This window comes from Thalassobaculum fulvum (assembly GCF_014652915.1).
GTDB classification, from domain to species: Bacteria; Pseudomonadota; Alphaproteobacteria; order Thalassobaculales; family Thalassobaculaceae; genus Thalassobaculum_A; species Thalassobaculum_A fulvum.
In genome coordinates, this window is the sequence record NZ_BMZS01000002.1 from 219,989 (window position 1) to 238,722 (window position 18,734).

The 18,734-nt window shown below is 71.5% G+C and carries 20 protein-coding genes; 2 read left to right on the forward strand and 18 right to left on the reverse strand.

Annotated elements, in window-relative coordinates:
• Nucleotides 1-17 precede the first annotated feature (17 nt).
• The 15 genes from IE246_RS04210 to ccmA all read right to left on the reverse strand — a co-directional run bounded on the left by IE246_RS04210 (nucleotide 18) and on the right by ccmA (nucleotide 13,276).
• Nucleotides 18-1,166, reverse strand: coding sequence for a calcium-binding protein (locus IE246_RS04210; RefSeq protein WP_189987691.1), 1,149 nt, complete (start codon nucleotides 1,164-1,166; stop codon nucleotides 18-20).
• A 162-nt stretch (nucleotides 1,167-1,328) separates the two neighbouring features.
• A complete protein-coding gene (locus tag IE246_RS04215; protein ID WP_189987692.1) occupies nucleotides 1,329-2,057 on the reverse strand; it encodes an ABC transporter permease in 729 nt (242 codons plus the stop codon).
• A gap of 3 nt (nucleotides 2,058-2,060) precedes the next feature.
• Nucleotides 2,061-2,777 (reverse strand): ABC transporter permease, encoded by a 717-nt coding sequence (locus IE246_RS04220; protein WP_189987693.1) that lies wholly within the window; start codon nucleotides 2,775-2,777, stop codon nucleotides 2,061-2,063.
• Between the two features lie 82 nt (nucleotides 2,778-2,859).
• Complete coding sequence (locus tag IE246_RS04225) at nucleotides 2,860-3,720, reverse strand: lysine/arginine/ornithine ABC transporter substrate-binding protein (protein ID WP_189987694.1); 861 nt, start codon at nucleotides 3,718-3,720, stop codon at nucleotides 2,860-2,862.
• Between the two features lie 92 nt (nucleotides 3,721-3,812).
• Nucleotides 3,813-4,583, reverse strand: coding sequence for an ABC transporter ATP-binding protein (locus tag IE246_RS04230; protein ID WP_189987695.1), 771 nt, complete (start codon nucleotides 4,581-4,583; stop codon nucleotides 3,813-3,815).
• A gap of 178 nt (nucleotides 4,584-4,761) precedes the next feature.
• Nucleotides 4,762-5,937 (reverse strand): M24 family metallopeptidase, encoded by a 1,176-nt coding sequence (locus IE246_RS04235; protein ID WP_189987696.1) that lies wholly within the window; start codon nucleotides 5,935-5,937, stop codon nucleotides 4,762-4,764.
• Between the two features lie 73 nt (nucleotides 5,938-6,010).
• Complete coding sequence (ccmI, locus tag IE246_RS04240; RefSeq protein WP_189987697.1) at nucleotides 6,011-7,432, reverse strand: c-type cytochrome biogenesis protein CcmI; 1,422 nt, start codon at nucleotides 7,430-7,432, stop codon at nucleotides 6,011-6,013.
• A complete protein-coding gene (locus IE246_RS04245) occupies nucleotides 7,429-7,929 on the reverse strand; it encodes a cytochrome c-type biogenesis protein (RefSeq protein WP_189987698.1) in 501 nt (166 codons plus the stop codon). Before IE246_RS04245 ends, ccmI begins: the two co-directional genes overlap by 4 nt.
• Complete coding sequence (locus tag IE246_RS04250; RefSeq protein WP_189987699.1) at nucleotides 7,926-8,459, reverse strand: DsbE family thiol:disulfide interchange protein; 534 nt, start codon at nucleotides 8,457-8,459, stop codon at nucleotides 7,926-7,928. Before IE246_RS04250 ends, IE246_RS04245 begins: the two co-directional genes overlap by 4 nt.
• A gap of 12 nt (nucleotides 8,460-8,471) precedes the next feature.
• Nucleotides 8,472-10,454, reverse strand: a complete 1,983-nt coding sequence (locus IE246_RS04255; protein ID WP_189987700.1) for a heme lyase CcmF/NrfE family subunit — start codon at nucleotides 10,452-10,454, stop codon at nucleotides 8,472-8,474.
• Complete coding sequence (gene ccmE / locus IE246_RS04260) at nucleotides 10,451-10,927, reverse strand: cytochrome c maturation protein CcmE (RefSeq protein ID WP_189987701.1); 477 nt, start codon at nucleotides 10,925-10,927, stop codon at nucleotides 10,451-10,453. Before ccmE ends, IE246_RS04255 begins: the two co-directional genes overlap by 4 nt.
• Nucleotides 10,924-11,124, reverse strand: a complete 201-nt coding sequence (gene ccmD, locus IE246_RS04265; RefSeq protein ID WP_189987702.1) for a heme exporter protein CcmD — start codon at nucleotides 11,122-11,124, stop codon at nucleotides 10,924-10,926. Before ccmD ends, ccmE begins: the two co-directional genes overlap by 4 nt.
• A 96-nt stretch (nucleotides 11,125-11,220) precedes the next feature.
• Nucleotides 11,221-11,940: a heme ABC transporter permease gene (locus IE246_RS04270; RefSeq protein ID WP_189987703.1), complete on the reverse strand. Its 720-nt coding sequence runs from the start codon at nucleotides 11,938-11,940 to the stop codon at nucleotides 11,221-11,223.
• A 14-nt stretch (nucleotides 11,941-11,954) separates the two neighbouring features.
• On the reverse strand, nucleotides 11,955-12,620 hold the full coding sequence (gene ccmB, locus IE246_RS04275) for a heme exporter protein CcmB (RefSeq protein WP_189987704.1): 666 nt from the start codon (nucleotides 12,618-12,620) through the stop codon (nucleotides 11,955-11,957).
• Nucleotides 12,617-13,276, reverse strand: coding sequence for a cytochrome c biogenesis heme-transporting ATPase CcmA (ccmA, locus tag IE246_RS04280; protein ID WP_189987705.1), 660 nt, complete (start codon nucleotides 13,274-13,276; stop codon nucleotides 12,617-12,619). Before ccmA ends, ccmB begins: the two co-directional genes overlap by 4 nt.
• A gap of 387 nt (nucleotides 13,277-13,663) precedes the next feature.
• On the opposite strand from ccmA, the gene IE246_RS04285 reads away from it, so the two are divergent.
• Nucleotides 13,664-14,455 (forward strand): enoyl-CoA hydratase, encoded by a 792-nt coding sequence (locus IE246_RS04285; protein ID WP_189987706.1) that lies wholly within the window; start codon nucleotides 13,664-13,666, stop codon nucleotides 14,453-14,455.
• A 147-nt stretch (nucleotides 14,456-14,602) separates the two neighbouring features.
• Here the strand turns inward: IE246_RS04285 and IE246_RS04290 are convergent, their stop codons facing one another.
• Complete coding sequence (locus IE246_RS04290) at nucleotides 14,603-14,818, reverse strand: hypothetical protein (protein ID WP_189987707.1); 216 nt, start codon at nucleotides 14,816-14,818, stop codon at nucleotides 14,603-14,605.
• 32 nt (nucleotides 14,819-14,850) lie between these two features.
• Between IE246_RS04290 and IE246_RS04295 the strand changes: the two genes are divergently transcribed.
• On the forward strand, nucleotides 14,851-16,269 hold the full coding sequence (locus IE246_RS04295; protein WP_189987708.1) for an amidase: 1,419 nt from the start codon (nucleotides 14,851-14,853) through the stop codon (nucleotides 16,267-16,269).
• 141 nt (nucleotides 16,270-16,410) lie between these two features.
• Here IE246_RS04295 and IE246_RS04300 read toward each other — a convergent pair whose 3' ends face one another.
• Together IE246_RS04300 and IE246_RS04305 are read right to left on the reverse strand one after the other, a co-directional pair.
• Nucleotides 16,411-17,646: a phenylacetate--CoA ligase family protein gene (locus tag IE246_RS04300; RefSeq protein WP_189987709.1), complete on the reverse strand. Its 1,236-nt coding sequence runs from the start codon at nucleotides 17,644-17,646 to the stop codon at nucleotides 16,411-16,413.
• A 163-nt stretch (nucleotides 17,647-17,809) separates the two neighbouring features.
• On the reverse strand, nucleotides 17,810-18,643 hold the full coding sequence (locus IE246_RS04305; protein WP_189987710.1) for an ABC transporter ATP-binding protein: 834 nt from the start codon (nucleotides 18,641-18,643) through the stop codon (nucleotides 17,810-17,812).
• Between the last annotated feature and the right edge of the window lie 91 nt (nucleotides 18,644-18,734).

An 18,734-nucleotide genomic window follows, 5' to 3' on the forward strand; every position in this document is an offset into this window, starting at 1 on the left:
CAACCGCGCCGAGCGGGTCAGCTGAACAGGAAGTCGGTCTCCGACAGCTCGGTCGACCGCACCCCGATCAGGGTGATCGAGTTGCCGCCGCCGAGGTCGATCAGGGCGTTGCCGCCGGCGTCCTCGGAGATCGCCGAGGCGAGCTGCGCGAAGCTGCCGATCCCGTTGCCGTTGGCATCCGCGGCGATATGCAGCCGGTCGCCGGACGTCCCGTCGAAGTCGGCGACCGAGTCGGCGCCGGAACCGTCGGCGAACGCGAACACGTCGGCCCCGCCATTGCCGGCGAGCACGTCGTTGCCGGCGCCGCCGGACAGGGTGTCGTCGCCGAGATTGCCGAACAGCACGTCGTCGCCGTCGCTGCCGAGCACCGCGTCGTTGCCCTGGCCGCCGAAGATGGTGTCGGCGCCGGCGCTGCCGCTCAGCCGGTCGTCGCCGAGGTTGCCGTACAGGATGTCGTCGTCCAGACCACCGTCGGCCACGTCGTCGGCCTGCCCGCCGTACAGCGTGTCGTCGCCGCCGTCGCCGGACAGGCAGTCGTCGTCCTGGTTGCCGTAGATCACGTCCAGGCCGTCGCCGCCTGACACCGTGTCGGCGCCGTCGGCCCCGCTGATGATGTCGTCGTCGGCGGCCCCGCTCAGGATGTCGTCACCGCTTTCGCCGCGGATGTTGTTGCCGCCGAAGCTGAAGTTCGAGGCGGTCAGCGACGAGGTCCCGACGCCGAGCAGGGTGACCGAGTTGCCGCCGCCGAGGTCGATGACCGCATTGCCGTCGGCGTCGTCGGCGGTGTTCTCCAGCAGGCTGGCGAAGTCGCTGATGCCGCTGCTGTGCGAGCTGGCGTGCACCCGGATCACGTCCTCGCCGCCGGTGAAGTCGGCGATCTGGTCGGCGCCGCGATCGGTGCGGACCACGAACAGGTCGGCGCCGTCGCCGCCGTAGATCAGGTCGTCGCCCTTGCCGCCGTCCAGGGTGTCGTTGCCGGCGCCGCCGGACAGGGTGTCGTCACCCTTCTCGCCGTCGATCGAGTCGGCGCCGCCGGTGCCGACCAGCGAGTCGTTGCCCTTGGTGCCTTCGATCTCGTTCTCGTCTTCGTCCTCGCCGCCGATCAGGGTGTCGTCGTCGTCAAGGTCGGAATCGTCGTCGAAATCGTCGCGGTGGCGGGATGACATGGCGAGGTACCTCCGGTGGGCAGGTCAGTACATTCGCCTTTTATGATGGAGGATCGGAATCCCGCCTAAATTAAAGTTCGCAATGAAAATTCCATAAAATACCTTGCATATGAAAAGTCCCAGATTTGGCGCGCGGTGGCGTCAGCGGAGAGGACCAGCCGGTCAATGGACGCTGGCGAGGTCCTTCTCGGCGTCCTCGACGTGCCGGCGGCCGGCAAGTTCGGGCGACAGCCGGTTCTCGATCCAGTCGACGATCCGGGTGACCGTGAACACGATGGTCAGGTAGATCGCGCCGGCCATGACGAACAGCTCGAGCGGCGCGTAGGTCTGGCTGATGATCTTCCGGGCGATGCCGGTGACCTCCAGCAGGGTGATGGTGCTGGCCAGCGAGGTCGACTTGATCATCAGGATGATCTCGTTGCCGTAGCCCGGCAGCGCCTGGCGGATGGCCTGCGGGAACACGACCCGCCGGAACCGCAGCCAGGCGCTCATGCCGCAGGCCTTGGCGGCCTCGACCTGGCCCCACGGCACCGCCTCGATGCCGCCGCGGATGATCTCCGAGGTGTAGGCGCCGGTGTTCAGGGTCAGCGCGATGATCGCGCACCAGTAGGCCTCGCGCAGCACCGGCCACAGGAAGCTCTGCTTGATCAGGTCGAACTGGCCGGTGCCGTAGTAGATCAGGAAGATCTGCACCAGCAGCGGAGTACCGCGGAACACGTAGACGTAGCCGCGCACGAACCATTCCAGCGGCCGGATGCCGGAGGTCCGCAGGACCGCCAGCAGGACCGCCAGGAAGAATCCCAGGAACAGCGACAGCCCGGCGAGCTGGAGCATCATCGGGATGCCCGACAGCAGGTCCGGGAAGTACTCGCCGAACAGCTCGAAGCGCATGGCTCAGGCCCTCCGCACGCCGCGGTTGGCCCACAGTTCCGCCAGCCCGAACACCCGGTTCGAACCGGCCGTGAGGCACAGGTACAGAACCGCCGCCGACAGGTAGAAGACGAACGGCTTCTGGGTCGACCCGGACGCGATCGAGGCCGAACGCATGATCTCCACCAGCCCGACGATCGAGATCAGCGAGGTGTCCTTGAGGGTGAGCTGCCAGACGTTGCCGAGTCCCGGCAGGGCGTAGCGTGCCACCTGCGGCACCATGATCCGGCGGAACAGCAGCCAGCCGCTCATGCCGCACGCCCGCGCCGCCTCGATCTGGCCGCGCGGCACCGCCAGCACCGCGCCGCGGATGACCTCGGTTGAATAGGCTCCCGACACCGTCCCGAGGGCGATCGCACCGATGGTGAAGGCATTGAGCTCGATGTAGCCGTCATAGCCGAACAGGCCACGGGCGATCGCCATGACCGCCTGGTTGCCGCCGAAGAACAGCAGGTAGATCACCAGCAGGTCGGGCACGCCGCGGATCACCGTGGTGTAGCCCTGCCCCAGCCAGCGGGCCGGCGGCAGCGACGACAGCTTGGCGGTCGCCCCGAGCGAGCCGATCGCGACCCCGAGCGCGAACGCCACGGTGGCGAGCACCAGGGTCCACAGCGCGCCGCGGACCATCTCGTCGCCCCAGCCGGCATCGCCCCAGGCCAGCAGGCTCATCCACTCGGACATGCGGGATCGGCCCCCCGTTCAAACGGAACGGGACCGGCCGGGGGCGGTTGCCCCGGCCAGTCCCGGCATGCTGAACGTCAGCTCACTTCGCCGAGGCGTCGAAGCCGAACCACTGCACGGCGAGCTTGGACAGCGAACCGTCGGCGATGGCCGCGTCGATCGCCTTGCTGAACATCTCGACCAGGGCCTTGTCGTCCTGCCGGATGCCGGCGCCGACACCGGCGCCGAACGGCCCGCCGGTCAGCTTCGGACCGACCATGAGCATGTCCTTGCCCTTGTCGGAGCTCAGCAGCGGCACCCAGTAGGACGCCGAGGCCAGGGCCGCGTCGACCCGGCCGGCCTGCAGGTCGAGGTCCAGGTTCTCCTGGGTGTCGTAGGTCTTGATGGTGACGTCGTTGGCCAAGTACTCGCGCAGGAAGTTCTCGTGGGTGGTCGAGATCTGCACACCGACGGTCTTGCCCTTGAACTCCTTGACCAGGGCGTCGATCGCGCCCTGCTCGGCGGCGTCGACCTCGTCGAGGTTGGCCCGCTCGAGCTCGGTCTTGAAGCCGGCCGACGGGCTCGACTTCACCACCACGAACACCGCCGGGGTCTGCGCGTAGGAGCGCGAGAAGGAGATCACCTTCTTGCGCTTCTCGGTGATCGACATGCCGGCCATGATCACGTCGTACTTGCCGGCCTCGAGCGCCGGGATGATTCCTTCCCAGGCCTGCTGCACGACCTCGCACTCGACCTCCATGCGCTTGCACAGGTCGGCGGCGAGATCGACCTCGAAGCCGACCAGCTTGCCGGAGCTGTCGGTGAAGTTCCACGGCGCGTAGGCGCCTTCGGTGGCGATCCGGACCTTCGAGCCCTTGCCCCAGTCCTTGGCCGAGGCGTCGGCCGCGATGCCGGCGACGGCGAGCGCCGCGACGGCGGCGAGAGTCGTAAGCGTCTTCTTCACGTGAAGTCCCTCCTGGTCTTTTTGCCCTCGCGGGCTTTCGACTGTCCCCGTCGGGCCGCGGTCGCCCTCCGACCGGCGGCCCCGTCGGACGACTACCCCGCGGCCGCGTGTTGAGAGGTCGCGAGGAATTGGCGGCAGCGTTCGGACTGCGGCGATCCGAACACCTGGGCCGGCGGTCCCTGCTCCTCGATCCGGCCCTGATGCAGGAACACGATCTCGCTCGACACCTCGCGGGCGAAGCGCATCTCGTGGGTCACGATGATCATGGTGCGGCCCTCGTCGGCGAGGTCCCGCATGACCTTCAGCACTTCCCCGACCAGTTCGGGGTCGAGCGCCGAGGTCGGCTCGTCGAACAGCATGACCTGCGGCTCCATCGCGAGCGCGCGCGCGATCGCGCAGCGCTGCTGCTGGCCGCCCGACAGGTGGGCCGGGTACTGGTTGCGCTTGTCGGCGATGCCGACCTTGTCGAGCAGCGCCTCGGCGCGCTCGACCGCCTCGCGCTTCGGCACGCCGAGTACATGGACCGGTGCCTCGATGACGTTCTCGAGCACCGTCATGTGGGTCCACAGGTTGAAGCTCTGGAACACCATGCCGAGCCGCGAGCGGATGCGGTCGACCTGGCGGCTGTCGGCCGGGCGCATACCGCCGCCGCGAACCGGCACCATGCCGATCAGCTCGCCGTCGACCCGGACCTCGCCGGCGTCGGGAATCTCCAGCAGGTTGATGCATCTCAGGAAGGTCGACTTGCCCGACCCGGAGGCGCCGATCATCGAGATCACGTCGCCCTGGCGGGCGGTCAGCGACACCCCCTTCAGGACCTCCAGGTTGCCGAAACGCTTGTGCAGGTCGGTCACGGCCAGCATGGGTCCGCCGGTAACGGCGGAGGCGTCAGGATCGGACGGGGCGACGACCATCGACGGTCCTGTGTCGGAGTGCGATGCAACAAAGCTGTAAAGCGGCAGCATAGCCGGCAACGCGCGGCCGGCAATGGATTTTTGCCGGATCGGATCGACGCCGATCCGGACCGGCACGAATGGCCGGCTACCGGATCACCGGCAGCTCGCGCGGCGCCCGTGCGGTCAGCAGTTCGGCCCGGTCGGCGGTGATCGCGACGTTCTCCTCGTGCACGATCATCCGGTCCGGCGCGTACGCCATTCCGGGCTCGATGGTCAGGACCATGCCCTCGCGGATCACCGTGCCGTCGCCCGGCCGGTTGGAGGGCGGCTCGGTCAGCTGCAGGCCGACGCCGTGGCCGAGCCGGCCGACGTTGTTGCCGACCGACCCGGCGGCCTCCAGCACCCTGGCCATCGCCTGCCAGACGTCGTCGGTGGTGGCGCCCGGCACGGCCGCTGCGATGCCGGCCTCGGTCGCGTCCCAGACCGCCTCGTGGGCCCGCCGGACCTCGTCCGACGCCCGGCCGATCGCGTAGTTGCGGTCGAAGTCGCAGAAATATCCGGCGAAGGTCGAGCCGGTGTCGAAGAACAGGATGTCGCCGTCCCGCAACTCCCGGTCGCCGGGCCCGCAGACGATCTGGGCGACCCCGCCGGGGCCGGAGATCGCCGGCAGGAACGGCGTAGCGTCGGCGCCGCGCTCGGCGATGTCGATGCGCAGGCGGCGGGCAGCCTCGCGCTCCGTCATGCCGATTTCGAGCTTCGGCGGCAGCGCCTCGTAGGCGTCGCTGGCGATCCGGCAGATGTGGCGGATGCAGGCGATCTCGGCGGGAGTCTTGACCATCCGTGCCTCCCAGATCGCCGGCGCGCCGTCGACCACCTCCAGGCCGCGCAGCCGCTCGCGCAGCGTCAGGAAATCCAGGACCGGCATGCGCAGGGTCATCTCCCGGCCGAGTTCGGCACCGACCCGGCCGAACCGGCGCGCCACCCCCGCGATCGCGGCGGCCAGCAGGGAGATCCCGTCGTCCTCCGGCACCGGCGCCGGCCAGGAGCGGATGTCGGCGACCCAGGTGCGCGCCATCTCCGGCACCCCGATGTCGGGAATGACGGCGATCGGCGCCCCGTCGAGCGGCACCACCACGAACCAGGGCCGGGTCGGGCTCTCCCAGAACTGGCTGTCGAAGCCGGTCACGTAGCGTACGTTCGGCGGCGTCGTCAGCAGCAGGGCGTCCAGCCGGTGCGCCCGCATGATGGCGTGCAGCCGGGCCAGCCGCCGCTCGAACTCGACCGCTGGGAAGTGACGCTCGGGCGGTTGCGGCGACGGCATGGTCGGGACCCTCCGGTGATCCGGGCAACCGTACCGATCCGGTCGGGTCGAGGCCAACCCCGAGAGCGCGCCGTCAGTTCGTCGGCAGCGCGTCCAGCCGCTTCTGCACCGCCGCCCGGATCGGCGAGTCGGCGGGCAGTTTCTCGACCAGCCGGCTCCACAGGTCCCGGGCCTCGGCATGGTCGCCGCGACGCATCGCCAGCAGGCCGCCGAAGAACAGTCCCTCGGCGTTGTCCGGCTCCAGCTCCCGCACCTGCGCGATTACGGTCGCGAAGGCCGGCGGGATGTCACGCTCCGAGGTGCCGGGCGGGAACAGGGCGTGGGCGTAGTCGAGCAGCACTTCGACGTCGTCGGGCGCGACCTCGGCCGCCCGGCGATAGGCCTCGATCGCCTCGTCGCGCTTGTTGAGCACCAGGTAGGACCGGCCGAGCCGCCGCCAGCCCTCGAGGTCGTCGGGGTTCGCCTCGAGCCGTGCCGCCAGGCCGGCGACCATGCCCTCGATCATCGCCAGCCGGTCCTCGGGCGCCATCTGCTGGGCGGCGGCCAGGTCCTCCGAACTCGGCCCGACCGGCGGCTGGGCCGGCCGGCCGCCGCGCACCTTGGCGCGCAGTGCCGCCAGGTCGGCGCCCGAGCGGCCGGCCACCTGCTCGATCCGGGTCGACAGCACCTGCCGCCACGGCGCGTCCGGCGGGGTGTCGGCTTCCAGCGCCAGCCACCAGTCCAGCGCCTCCTGGAGGTTGCCGGCCTGCTCGCTCGCCACCCCCATGTAGAAGCGGGACCGCGGCTCGCCGGGCATCTTCTCGAGGGCCTTCGCGAAGGCGTCCCTGGCCTCCTGCCCGACCACGCCGTCATTGGCGCGCACCAGCGCCTCGCCGAGCTGCGAGAAGGCCAGCGGGTCGCCGCTGCCGGCCACGGCGGCGTTCCGGAACGCCTCGACCGCCGCGTCGGTGTCGCCGAGCGTCATGCGGGTCCGCCCGAGCAGCAGCCAGCCCTCGACGTCGCCCGGCTGTTCGGCGAGACGGCGCTCCAGCTCGGTCGCCATCTCGCCCAGGCCGCGCCGGCTCTCGGCGACCTCGGCCATGCGCGCCCGCTCCGCCGACCGCGAGGCGAGCGGGGCGTCCGGCAGGTCCGGGCGGCCGTGCATCAGGTACAGGGCGACACTGCCGATCGGCACCGCCAGGATCACCAGCGCGGCGGCCGCCATGCGGCGCCGGCGGCCGGCCTCCTCGGGAACCGTCTCGCCGGTCCGGCCGCCGGCGTGCCGGTCGGCTTCGGCCAGCAGGCGACGCTCGATCTCCAGCCGCGCCGCCTCCGCCGACGCCGCGTCGAGCCGCCCCGCGGCGCGGTCGCGCTCGACCTCGGCCAACTGGTCGCGCAGCACCTCGAATCCGTGTTCCGCGCGGTCGGCAGCCGGCGCCGGCCGCCGGACCAGCGGCGCCAGCAGCGCCAGCACCGCCGCGAGCAGCAGCACCCCGATCACGATCCACAGCATCATCGGGGATCCTCGTTCGTCCCGGCAGCCTCGTCGGACAGCAACGCCTCGAGGCGCGACCGCTCCTCGGCCGACAGCGGCTCCGGCTCGGCCCGGCGCCGGGCCCGCAGCGCCGCGGCCGCGGCCACGCCGGCGGCGCCGACCGCGAGCAGCGCGAACGGCCCGTACCACAGCAGCCAGGTGCTGCGGGTCTTCGGCGGCTCCAGCAGCACGAACGGCCCGTAGCGGGCGGTCAGGTAGTCCAGCACCTGCTGGTCGGTGTCCCCGGCCAGCAGCCGCTCGCGCACCAGCTTGCGCAGGTCGCGCGCGAGATCGGCGTTGGAATCGTCGATCGACTGGTTCTGGCAGACCAGGCAGCGCACGCCGGCGCTCAGCTCGCGCGCCCGCTGTTCCAGGGCGGGGTCCCGGAGCATCTCGTCCGGCTGCACGGCACCCGCCGGCAGCGCGCCGAACAGCACCGCCGCGAGCGCCGCGGCACGGAGGACCCGCCTGCCCGTCATTTCGAGAGTTCCTCCAGCAGCGGCAGCAGCGTGCGGCGGGCCACGTCCTCGGTCACCGCGCCGACGTGCCGGTGGCGGATCCGGCCGGCGCCGTCGATCACGTAGGTCTCCGGCACGCCGTACACCCCGAACTCGATCGCGATCCGGCCGTCGCGGTCGACGCCGACACCGCGATACGGGTCGCCGAGCTGGGCCAGGAACTTGCGGGTCGCCGCCGGCTCGTCCTTGTAGGCGATGCCGTAGATCGGCACGCCCTCGGCGGAGAGCTGGACCAGCAGCGGGATTTCCTGCCGGCACGGTGCGCACCAGGACGCGAACACGTTGACCAGCACCGGCCGGCCCGACAGCTCGTCGGAATGCAGGCCCCCGGTGTCGGCGGCCAGTCCCGGCAGGTCGAACGCCGGCACCGGCTTGTCGAGCAGCACCGACGGCAGCGCCCGCGGGTCCCGACCCTCCAGGATCGGCCAGGCGAGCGCGCCGACCAGGGCGAGCACGACCGCCAGCGGCAGCAGGAACAGGAGGCGGCGCATGGGTTCAGGCTCTCAATCAGCGTCGCCGACGCCGGCATGGGCCGGCCGCCAGCTGGCCCGCCGGGGTCCCGGGGCGCCGACCCGCAGGCGGCGGTCGGCGAGCGAGACCAGGCCGCCCAGCACCATCAGCCCGCAGCCGCCCCACAGCCACATGACCAGCGACTTGACGTAGATCCGCACGGTCCACCGGCCGTCGCCCGCCGGCTCCCCGAGCACCGCGTACACGTCGGCATCGGGGCGCGAGCGGATCGCCGCCTCGGTGGTTCGCTGCCCCTCGACCGGATAGAACCGGCGCTCGGATTCCAGGCGGTCGCCGGACGGCAGCACGAAGACCCCGACCTCGGCCTCGTAGTTCGGGCCGTTGCGGTTGATCACGCCCTCGAAGGTCAGGGTGCGGTCGGCGATCTCGATGCGGTCGCCGGGGCCGGCGAACCGGACCACCTCGGACGAGAAGAAGGTCTCGCCGACCGCGCCCATGATGAACACCGCGACGCCGAGATGCGCGAGGCTCATCCCGTAGGCCGAGCGCGGCAGGCCGAGCGCCCGCGCTACCGACTGCCCGAGCGGGATGCGGAACAGCCGCACCCGTTCGGCCCATTCGGTGATCACCGAGACCGCCAGCCAGACCGCCAGGCCGAAGCCGATGGCGGCACCGACCGGCGCACCGCGCAGGTACAGCACGGACAGGCCGATGCCGACCGCGGCGAGCGCCGCCACCCACAGCCGGCCGAGCGCGCCGGCGAGATCGCCGCGCTTCCAGGCCAGCAGCGGGCCGACGCCGAGCGCCAGGATCATCGGCACCATGATCGGCACGAAGGTCGCCTCGAAGTACGGAGCGCCGACCGAAACCTTCTCGCCGGTCACGGTCTCCAGCGCCAGCGGGTACAGGGTGCCGATCAGCACCGTGGCGGCCGCCGTGCTCATCAGCAGGTTGTTGAGCACCAGCCCGCCCTCGCGGCTGATCGGCCGGAACATGCCGCCGCCTTCCATCGACGGTGCCCGCCAAGCGTACAGGATGAAGCTGGCACCGATCGCGACCGCCAGCAGCCCCAGGATGAACATGCCGCGCTCGGGGTCGACCGCGAAGGCGTGCACGCTGGTCAGCACGCCGGAACGCACCAGGAAGGTGCCGAGCAGCGAGAACGAGAACGCCACCAGCGCCAGCAGGACCGTCCAGCTCTTCAGCGCGCCGCGCTTCTCGACCACGATCGCCGAGTGCAGCAGCGCGGTGCCGGCCAGCCACGGCATGAAGCTGGCGTTCTCGACCGGGTCCCAGAACCACCAGCCGCCCCAGCCGAGCTCGTAGTAGGCCCAGCCGGAGCCGAGCGCGATACCGGCGGTCAGCATGGTCCAGGCGGCCAGCGCCCAGGGCCGTACCCAGCGCGCCCAGGCCGGATCGACCCGGCCCTCCAGCAGCGCCGCGACGGCGAACGAGAACGTCGTCGAGAACCCGACATAGCCGAGGTACAGCATCGGCGGATGCAGGGCCAGGCCGATGTCCTGCAGCAGCGGGTTCAGGCCGTTGCCGTCGATCGGCGCCGGCGACAGCCGCTCGAACGGGTTCGAGGTGAACAGGATGAACGCCAGGAACCCGACCCCGATCATCGCCTGCACCGCCAGGGTCCGGGCCCTGAGCCCGTCCGGCAGGTTGCCGCCGAACGCCGCCACCGCCGCCCCGAACAGCGCCAGGATCAGGACCCACAGCAGCATCGAGCCCTCGTGGTTCCCCCACACGCCAGACAGCTTGTAGATCAGCGGCTTGGCCGAGTGCGAGTTGCTGGCGACGTTGACCAGCGAGAAGTCGGAGACCAGGTAGGCGTGGGTCAGCGCCCCGAAGGCGATGGCGACGGCGCCGAACTGCACCAGCGCCGCCGGCCGCGCGAACCCGGTCAGCCCGGTGTCCCCGCGCGCGGCCCCCCACAGCGGGACGGTCGCCTGCAGCAGCGCCACCATCAGCGCCACCGTCAGCGCGACGTGCCCGAGTTCGGCGATCACGAGCCGGACCCCGGCATCGGCTTGCCCGGCTCCCAGTGACCCTGCTTCTTCAGGGCGTCGGCAACCTCGGGCGGCATGTAGTTCTCGTCGTGCTTGGCCAGCACCTCGTCAGCCTCGAAGGTGCCGCCGGCGAGCCGGCCCTGGGCGACCACGCCCTGGCCCTCGCGGAACAGGTCCGGCAGCACGCCGACATAGCGGATCGGCAGGGTGGTGTTGCCGTCGGTGACCAGGAAGCGGATCTCGCCGTCGCCGGGGCCGCGGGTGACCGAGCCCTCCTCGACCAGCCCGCCGACGCGCACCCGGCGGTCCGGGCCGATCTCCTTGGCCGCCAGGTCGGTCGGGCTGAAGAAGAACACCACGCTGTCCTGGAAGGCGGTGAGCACCAGGGCGACGGCGATGCCGAGGAACGCCAGCCCGCCGATCACCAGCGCCAGCCGGCGATTCTTGCGCGAGCGGTAGGGGCGGCGGCTCATGCCGGGTTCTCCCGGACCGCGTCGGCAGACCGACGGCGGGTGTCCAGGCCGGCCGCGCGCAACCGCTCGACCTCGGCCTCACCTCGGCGGGCGCTGATCCAGGCCCAGGCCACCAGCCCGGCCATCACCCCGAAAGCAACGGCGTAGGACGGCCAGACGAAGACCGCGTAGCCGCCCATCGCGAAGAATTCCGACAATGCCGGATCGCTCCTGTCAGTCCCTGTACCCGCCCGGTCTGAACGTAGGCGATGTGCCCCGATCCGCCAAGGCGCGATGCCGCTTCCGCGACACCGTCACGCATCCGGCAGGGACAGCCGGAGCTGGCGCAGGCGGCGTTCCGCGTACAGGGCGCGGATTCGCAGCAGCAGGGCGACCGCGAACACCGCGAAGTAGCCGCCGGCCATCACAAACAGCGGCGTCAGCATGGCCGGGTCGATGGTCGAGCCGCCCATCCGCAGCACGCTGGCCGGCTGGTGCAGGGTGTTCCACCAGTCGACCGAGAACTTGATGATCGGCAGGTTGACCACGCCGACCAGCGCCAGCACCGCGCCGGCCTTGCCGCCGCGCTCCGGGTCGTCGAACGCGTTGGTCAGCGCCATGTGGCCGAGATACAGGAAGAACAGCACCAGCACCGAGGTCAGGCGGGCGTCCCAGACCCACCAGGTGCCCCACATCGGCTGGCCCCACAGCGCCCCGGTGACCAGCGCGATCGCCGTGAACCCGGCGCCGACCGGCGACGCCGCCCGGGCCGCCAGGTCGGCCAGCGGATGCTTCCACACCAGGAACGCCGCGCTGGCCAGCGCCAGCGTGCTGTACCCGGCCAGCGCCACCCAGGCGGCCGGGACATGGACGTACATGATCCGCACGGTCTCACCCTGCTGGTAGTCGGCCGGCGAGTTGAGCAGGCCGAGCCAGAGCCCATAGCCGAGCAGGCCGACGGCCGCGACGCCGAGCCACGGGAGCAGCGCGTTGGCGAGCCGCAGGAAACGGGTCGGATTGGCGAAGCGATGCATGCCCTGGATATCCCCTACTCGACCGCCTGACGCAAGGCCGCTCCGGCCGCCAGCGGCGCCAGCGGCACGGCGCCCGCCAGCAGGGCCGCCAGCAGCAGCAGGTGCGGCCGGGTCTCCAGCCCGGCGCTGCCGGCTTCCACGGCCGCCACCCCGAAGATCAGCACCGGGATGGTCAGCGGCAGCACGATCAGCGCCACCAGCACCCCGGCCCGCCGGGCGCCGACCACCAGCGCCGCCCCGACGGTGCCGAGCAGGCTGACGGTCGGGGTGCCGAGCAGCAGGCCGGCCATCAGCGCCGGATAGGCGGCCGCCGGCAGGTCGAGGGTCACCGCCAGCAGCGGCGCCAGCAGCACCGTCGGCAGCCCGGTGGTCAACCAGTGCGCCACCGCCTTGGCCAGCGCCACCACCGCCAGCGGCAGGCCGGACAGCGCCAGCAGGTCGAGGCCGCCGTCGTCGGCGTCCTGCTGGAACAGCCGGTCGAACGACAGCATCGCCGCCAGCAGCGCGGTCACCCACAGCACGCCGGGGGCGATCCGGGCCAGCAGCGCCGGCGTCGGCCCGAGGCCGAGCGGGAATAGCGCCACCACCACCACGAAGAACGCCAGGGTCATGGCGACGTCGGCCCCTTGGCGTCGGGCCAGCCGCAGATCGCGGCCGATCAGGGCGAGAAAGCCGCTCAAGCCACCGCCTCCGGCAACCGGCCGGCGTCGGCATGCGCCGCCGGGTCGAGGTCGACGGCGTCGTCGCCGAGATCGAGGGCGGTATGGGTGGCGGCGATCACCATGCCGCCTTCAGCCCGGTGCGCGGCGATCGCGCGCTCCAGCGCGGCGACCGAGGCGGCGTCGAGCCCGACCGTCGGCTCGTCCAGCAGCCACAGCGACGCGCCGCTGGCCAGCACCCGGGCGAGCGCGGTGCGCCGGCGCTGCCCGGACGACAGCCAGCCGGCCGGCAGCTCCGCCAGCCGGGTCAGCGCCAGGGCATCCAGCGCATCGCCCAGCCGGTCGGTCGGTCGGCCGGCGACGCGGAGCGCCGCCTCGACGTTCTCGCGCGCGGTCAGGGCGGTCTTCAGGGCGTCGGCATGGCCGAGCCAGCCGACCCGGCCGGCGTGCGCCTCGCGGTCGTCGGTCACCGGCTCGCCGTTCCACAGCACCTCGCCCGTATCGGCCCGGCCGAGGCCGGCGACGATGCGCAGCAGCGTGGTCTTGCCGCCGCCGTTGCGGCCGGCCAGGCGCAGCGCGCCGCCGCTGGCCAGCGAGAACGACAGGTCGCGGAACACCGGGCGGCCGCCACGGCTGGCCGACAGGTTGCGGACGTCGAGCTGATCTGTACCGGTCATGGCGCCTCTATAGCGCCCATCTTCGCGCCGGGCCACGCACTGGAACGTTCCGTCAGGGAAAGAAAAGGAAGCGACGCCGCACTGCGGGGGGGGAGGGGGAGGTGTCGGCGCCGCTTCGCAGTCTTCAACGGGAGCATGTCCCGCTCGGTCAGCCGGTGTAGGTCCGTACTGACCTTGACGCTCATATGGGTGCGCCGGTGCCCGGTGTCGAGACCCCGCCGCAATGCGACATCGCGTCGCTCCGGGGCGGCACGGATCGTTGGCTCCCGGCCGCGGCTGGTCTACTGTTCGGCTCCTTTCGCGGCGCGTCCGCAGCCGCCCCCGAGCGACCCGACGGTCGCCCGATTCCACGGAGCACCCATGGCTACCCAGGAGATCACTCCCACGATGAGCGCCACCGACCCGATCCTCGTCGAGCGCCGGGGCGGCGTCGGCGTCGTCACCTTCAACAACCCGGCCCGCCACAACGCCATGTCGCTCGCCATGTGGCGCGACGCGGCCGCGGCGGTCGCCACCTTCGCCGACGACGACACGGTGCGCTGCGTGGTGCTGACCGGGGCCGGCAACAAGGCCTTCGTGGCAGGCGCCGACATCTCGAAGTTCGAGAACGAGCGCGCCTCGGTCGAGCACATCGAGGTCTACAACGAGGCGGTCTCCACTTATCACAAGACCGTGCAGGGCCTGATGAAGCCGACGATCGCGCGGATCGACGGCTACTGCATCGGCGGCGGCCTGGCGATCGCGCTCGACTGCGACATCCGGATCTGCTCCGAGGACGCGCGCTTCGCGGTGCCGGCGGCCAAGCTCGGCATCGGCTACGCCTTCGAGGGGGTGCGGCGTCTGTACGACATCGTCGGCCCGCAGTTCGTCGCCGAGATCTTCTACACTGCCCGCCAGTTCGACGCCGAGGAGGCGCGGATCATGGGGCTGGTGAACCGGGTGGTCCCGAAGGCCGAGCTGGACGACGCGATCTGGCCGCTGGCCGAGCGCATCGCCGGCAACGCCCCGCTGTCGATCGCGGCGGTCAAGCACAGCCTGATGGAGCTGGCCAAGCCGCAGAAGGACTGGGACCTGGAGGCGGTCAACCGGACCGTCGCCAAGTGCTTCGACAGCCAGGACTACAAGGAAGGCCGCACCGCCTTCATGGAGAAGCGCAAGCCGAACTTCACGGGGCAGTGAGGGCGCCGGACACCGAGGCGGCGGGTGGGTCCCGGAGCCGGTCGCTGACGCGCCCCCTCCGGGATGACGAGTAGAATAATTGCCGTCATCCCGGAGGGGCTGCGCTAGCAGCCGGCTCCGGGACCCATGATGCGACGGGCGCCGACGTCAGAACATCCGCCGTCCCTTGAGCGGCTGGCCAGTCGCCAGCGACACCAGGTGGGCGGCCATCAGCAGGGCCGCCACGACGGCGATCACCTGGATCGCCGTCCACGGCACCAGGGGCGGGTCGAAGGGGTCGCGCGGCCGCCGCTGCATGAACCAGGCAGCGCCGGCGAGGGCCACGGAGACGACGAGCAGGGCCAGGGTCAGTTCGAGGGACATCGATCGAAGGCCGGAACGAGGGAGACGCAGCGATGACCGAAGGTGCCGCGCTTGGCAAGCCGGGATACGACCCCGCGACCTACCGTCCGTTGACCTGGAGCGACCATGCCGAGGCGTTCCGGAGCGGCGCCGACCGCCCGAGCGACTATCTGGCGCGCTGTCTCGCGGTGATCGCCGCCCGCGAGCCGAAGGTGCGGGCCTGGGTGACCCTGAACGAGGTCGCGGCGATGCCGGCGGCCGAGGCGGCCGACAAGCGCTGGCGCGAGGGCAAGCCGCTGTCGCCGGTCGACGGCATGCCGGTCGGGGTCAAGGACCTGTACATGACCCGCGACCTGCCGACCCAGATGGGCAGCCCGCTCTACGCCGGCCGCACCACCGGCGAGGACTCCGCCTGCGTCCAGGCCCTGCGGCTGGCCGGCGCCCTGGTGCTCGGCAAGACCGTCACCACCGAGCTCGGCTTCTCGCATCCGGGGCCGACCACCAACCCGTTCGACCCGGCCCGCACGCCCGGCGGCTCGTCCTCCGGCTCGGCCGCAGCGGTCGGCGCCGGCATGGTGCCGGCGGCGATCGGCAGCCAGGTCGTCGGCTCGGTGATCCGGCCGGCCGGGTTCTGCGCCAACACCGCCATCAAGCCGACCCTCGGCGCCCTGCATCGTGGCGAGCGCCAGGGCCTCAGCCACAGCCATCTCGGCGTGCATGCCGGCGGCATCGAGGACATGTGGGCGGTGGCGTACGCGCTGGCCCGGTTCAGCGGCGGCGACCCCGGCTTCCCCGGCCTGTACGGCCCGGAGGCGGCACCACCGGCCGCCGCCCCGCGCTCGCTGATCGTGGTCGAGAGCGAGGGCTGGGCGCAGACCGACGACGCCACGCTCGGCGCCTTCGAGCGGCTGCTGGAGGCGGTCGCCGCCGCCGGGGTCACCCTGGTCCGCCGCACCGACCGCGCCGACGTCGAGGCGCTCGAGCGCGAGATCGCCGAGAGCCTGCTGCTGTGCCGCGATATCTGCGGCTGGGAACTGCGCTGGACGCTCCGCAACCTGGCCTACAAGGACGTCACCAAGCTGAGCGACAGCATGCGGACCCGGCTGGAGCTGGCCGAGGCCATGTCGATCGACGACTATCGGGCCGCACTGGCCAAGCGCGAGGCGATGCGCAGCCGGTTCCGGGCGGTCGCCGGCACCGCCGACGCCATGATCACCCTGTCCTCGGCCGGCCCGGCGCCGCTGATGGCGGGCAACTCGGGCGCCGGCGAGCCCGGCATCACCCACATGACGGGCCTGCCGGCCTACAACGCCTGGACCTCGGCGATCGGCTGCCCGGCGGTCACCGTGCCGATGCTTGCGGTCGGCGGCATGCCGGTCGGCGTCCAGATCGTCGGCCGCCACGACGAGGACTGGCGGATCGCCGGGTACGCGCGGTGGCTGAAGGAGAGCGTGGCGGCGGTCGCGGGGTGAGTGACTGACGCGGGTAGGTCCCGGATCGCCGCTTCGCGTCGTCCGGGATGAGGGCAGTTGGGAAGCCTCAGCAATCCCTCATCCCGGCCGCAGCGGCGAAGCCGCGGAGAGCCGGGACCCACCAAGTGTCAGGCGCGCCCCCTACTCGTAGCTGCGCAGGTCGGCGATCACCTTGCCGTCGTTCGGCAGCTCGCCTTTCGCCACCAGCCTGACCGCGCCGCGCAGCTTGGTGACCGAGGACAGGGTCGCGGTCACCGCCTCGGCCAGGCCCTCGGGCGATCCTGCGACCTCGCACAGCAGGGTCATGCTGTCGTTGCCCTTCTCGCCGGTCACCTCGAGCCGGGCCCGGGCGATCTCCGGGTGGCGTTTGGCGATCTCGGCGACCTGGCTCGGGTGCACGAACATGCCCTTGATCTTGGTGGTCTGGTCGGCCCGGCCCATCCAGCCTTTGATTCGCATGTTGGTGCGCCCGCACGGGCTGGTGCCGGCCATGACCGCCGACATGTCGCCGGTGCCGAAGCGGACCAGCGGATAGTCGGCGTTGAACACCGTGACCACCACCTCGCCGACCTCGCCGTCCGGCACCGGGTCGCCGGTACCCGGGCGCACGATCTCGACGACCGCGCCCTCGTCGACGATCAGGCCTTCCTTGGCCTCGGACTCGTAGGCGATCAACCCGACGTCGGCGGTGGCGTAGGCCTGCAGGACCGCCACCCCGTACTCTCCCAACTCGGCGCGCAGGCTCGGCGGCAGCGCCTCGCCGGAGACCAGGGCGTGGCGCAGCGACGAGACGTCGGCGCCCAGCTCCTTCGCCTTCTCCAGGATGATCCGCAGGAAGGACGGCGTGCCGACGTAGTTGCGCGGCTTCAGGGCGGCGATCGCCTGCACCTGCTGCTCGGTGTTGCCGACGCCGGCCGGGAACACCGGGCATCCCAGCGCGTGCGCGCCGCTCTCGCAGATCCGGCCAGCCGGGGTGAGGTGGTAGGCGAAGGTGTTGTGCACCAGCTCACCCTTGCGGAAGCCGGCGGCGAACAGCGCCCGGGCGAACCGGAAGCCGTCGGGGCCGTGGCCCTCGGGCTCGAAAATCGGGCCCGGCGACATGAACACCCGGGCCAGCTTCCCGGCCGGCGTGGCGTTCAGCCCGCCCAGCGGCGGCTCGGCCTGCTGCAGGTCGTGCAGGTCCGACTTGCGGATCACCGGCAGCTTGGCCAGCGCCGCCCGGTCGGTGACCATGGCCGGGTCGAATTCCGCCAGCGAGCGCGCGAAGTGCGCGGCGTTCGCCTTGGCGTGGGCGATCTGCTTCGGCAGGGCCGCGGCCAGCCAAGCGGCACGGGCGTCCGCGCTGCGGGTCTCGAGGTCGTCGTAATACTCGGCCATGACGGCCTCTCCTGTCATTTGGGCGGTGCGGCCCGTCGCTTCGTGGGCCCCGGCTCTCCACGGCTTCGCCGTTCCGGCCGGGATGAGGCGGGAGGAGAGCGTTGCAGCCTCGTCCCGGACGACGCGACGCGGCGATCCGGGACCTACTCGCCGGCGCGTCGGCTCAGCCGAGCCAGCGCTTGCGGCGGCGGTACTGCTTGACGTCGCGGAAGGACTTCCGGCCCTCGCCGCCGAGGCCGAGGTAGAACTCCTTCACGTCCTCGTTGTTCCGCAGCATGTCGGCGGACCCTTCCATCACCACCCGGCCGCTCTCCAGGATGTAGCCGTAGCGAGCGTATTTGAGGGCGATGTTGGTGTTCTGCTCGGCCAGCAGGATGGTCACGCCCTCGTTCTCGTTGATCGTCTTCACGATCTCGAAGATCTGCTCGACCAGCTGCGGCGCCAGGCCCATCGACGGCTCGTCCAGCAGGATCATCTTCGGCCGGCTCATCAGCGCCCGGCCGATGGCGCACATCTGCTGCTCGCCGCCCGAGGTGTAGCCGGCCTGGCTGGTACGCCGCTCGCGCAGGCGCGGGAAGTAGTTGTAGACCATCTCCAGATCGGCCTGGATGCCGGCCCGGTCGCCGCCGCGCGTGAACGCGCCGGTCAGCAGGTTCTCCTCGACCGTCAGGTGCTCGAAGCAGTGGCGGCCTTCCATCACCTGGATGCAGCCGCGCTTGACCAGGTCGTTCGGGCTCGACGCCTCGACGTTGGCGCCGTCGAATTCGATCGATCCCTTGGTGACCTCGCCGCGCTCGGTGCCGAGCAGGTTGGAGATCGCCTTGAGGGTCGTGGTCTTGCCGGCGCCGTTGGCGCCCAGCAGGGCGACGATGCCGCCTTGCGGCACCTCGAGCGACACGCCCCTCAACACCAGGATCACGTGGTCGTAGATGACCTCGATGTTGTTGACCCGCAGCAGCGGCGCGGCGGGAGCGGATGCTTCGGTGGCGGCGGTCATTCCCTGTTCCTCCCCGACATCCCCGCGCGGATCGCGGGCGACGTCGCAAAGCGTCTTGCGGAAACGCCGGGGCCGAAGCCCCGGCGTCCCG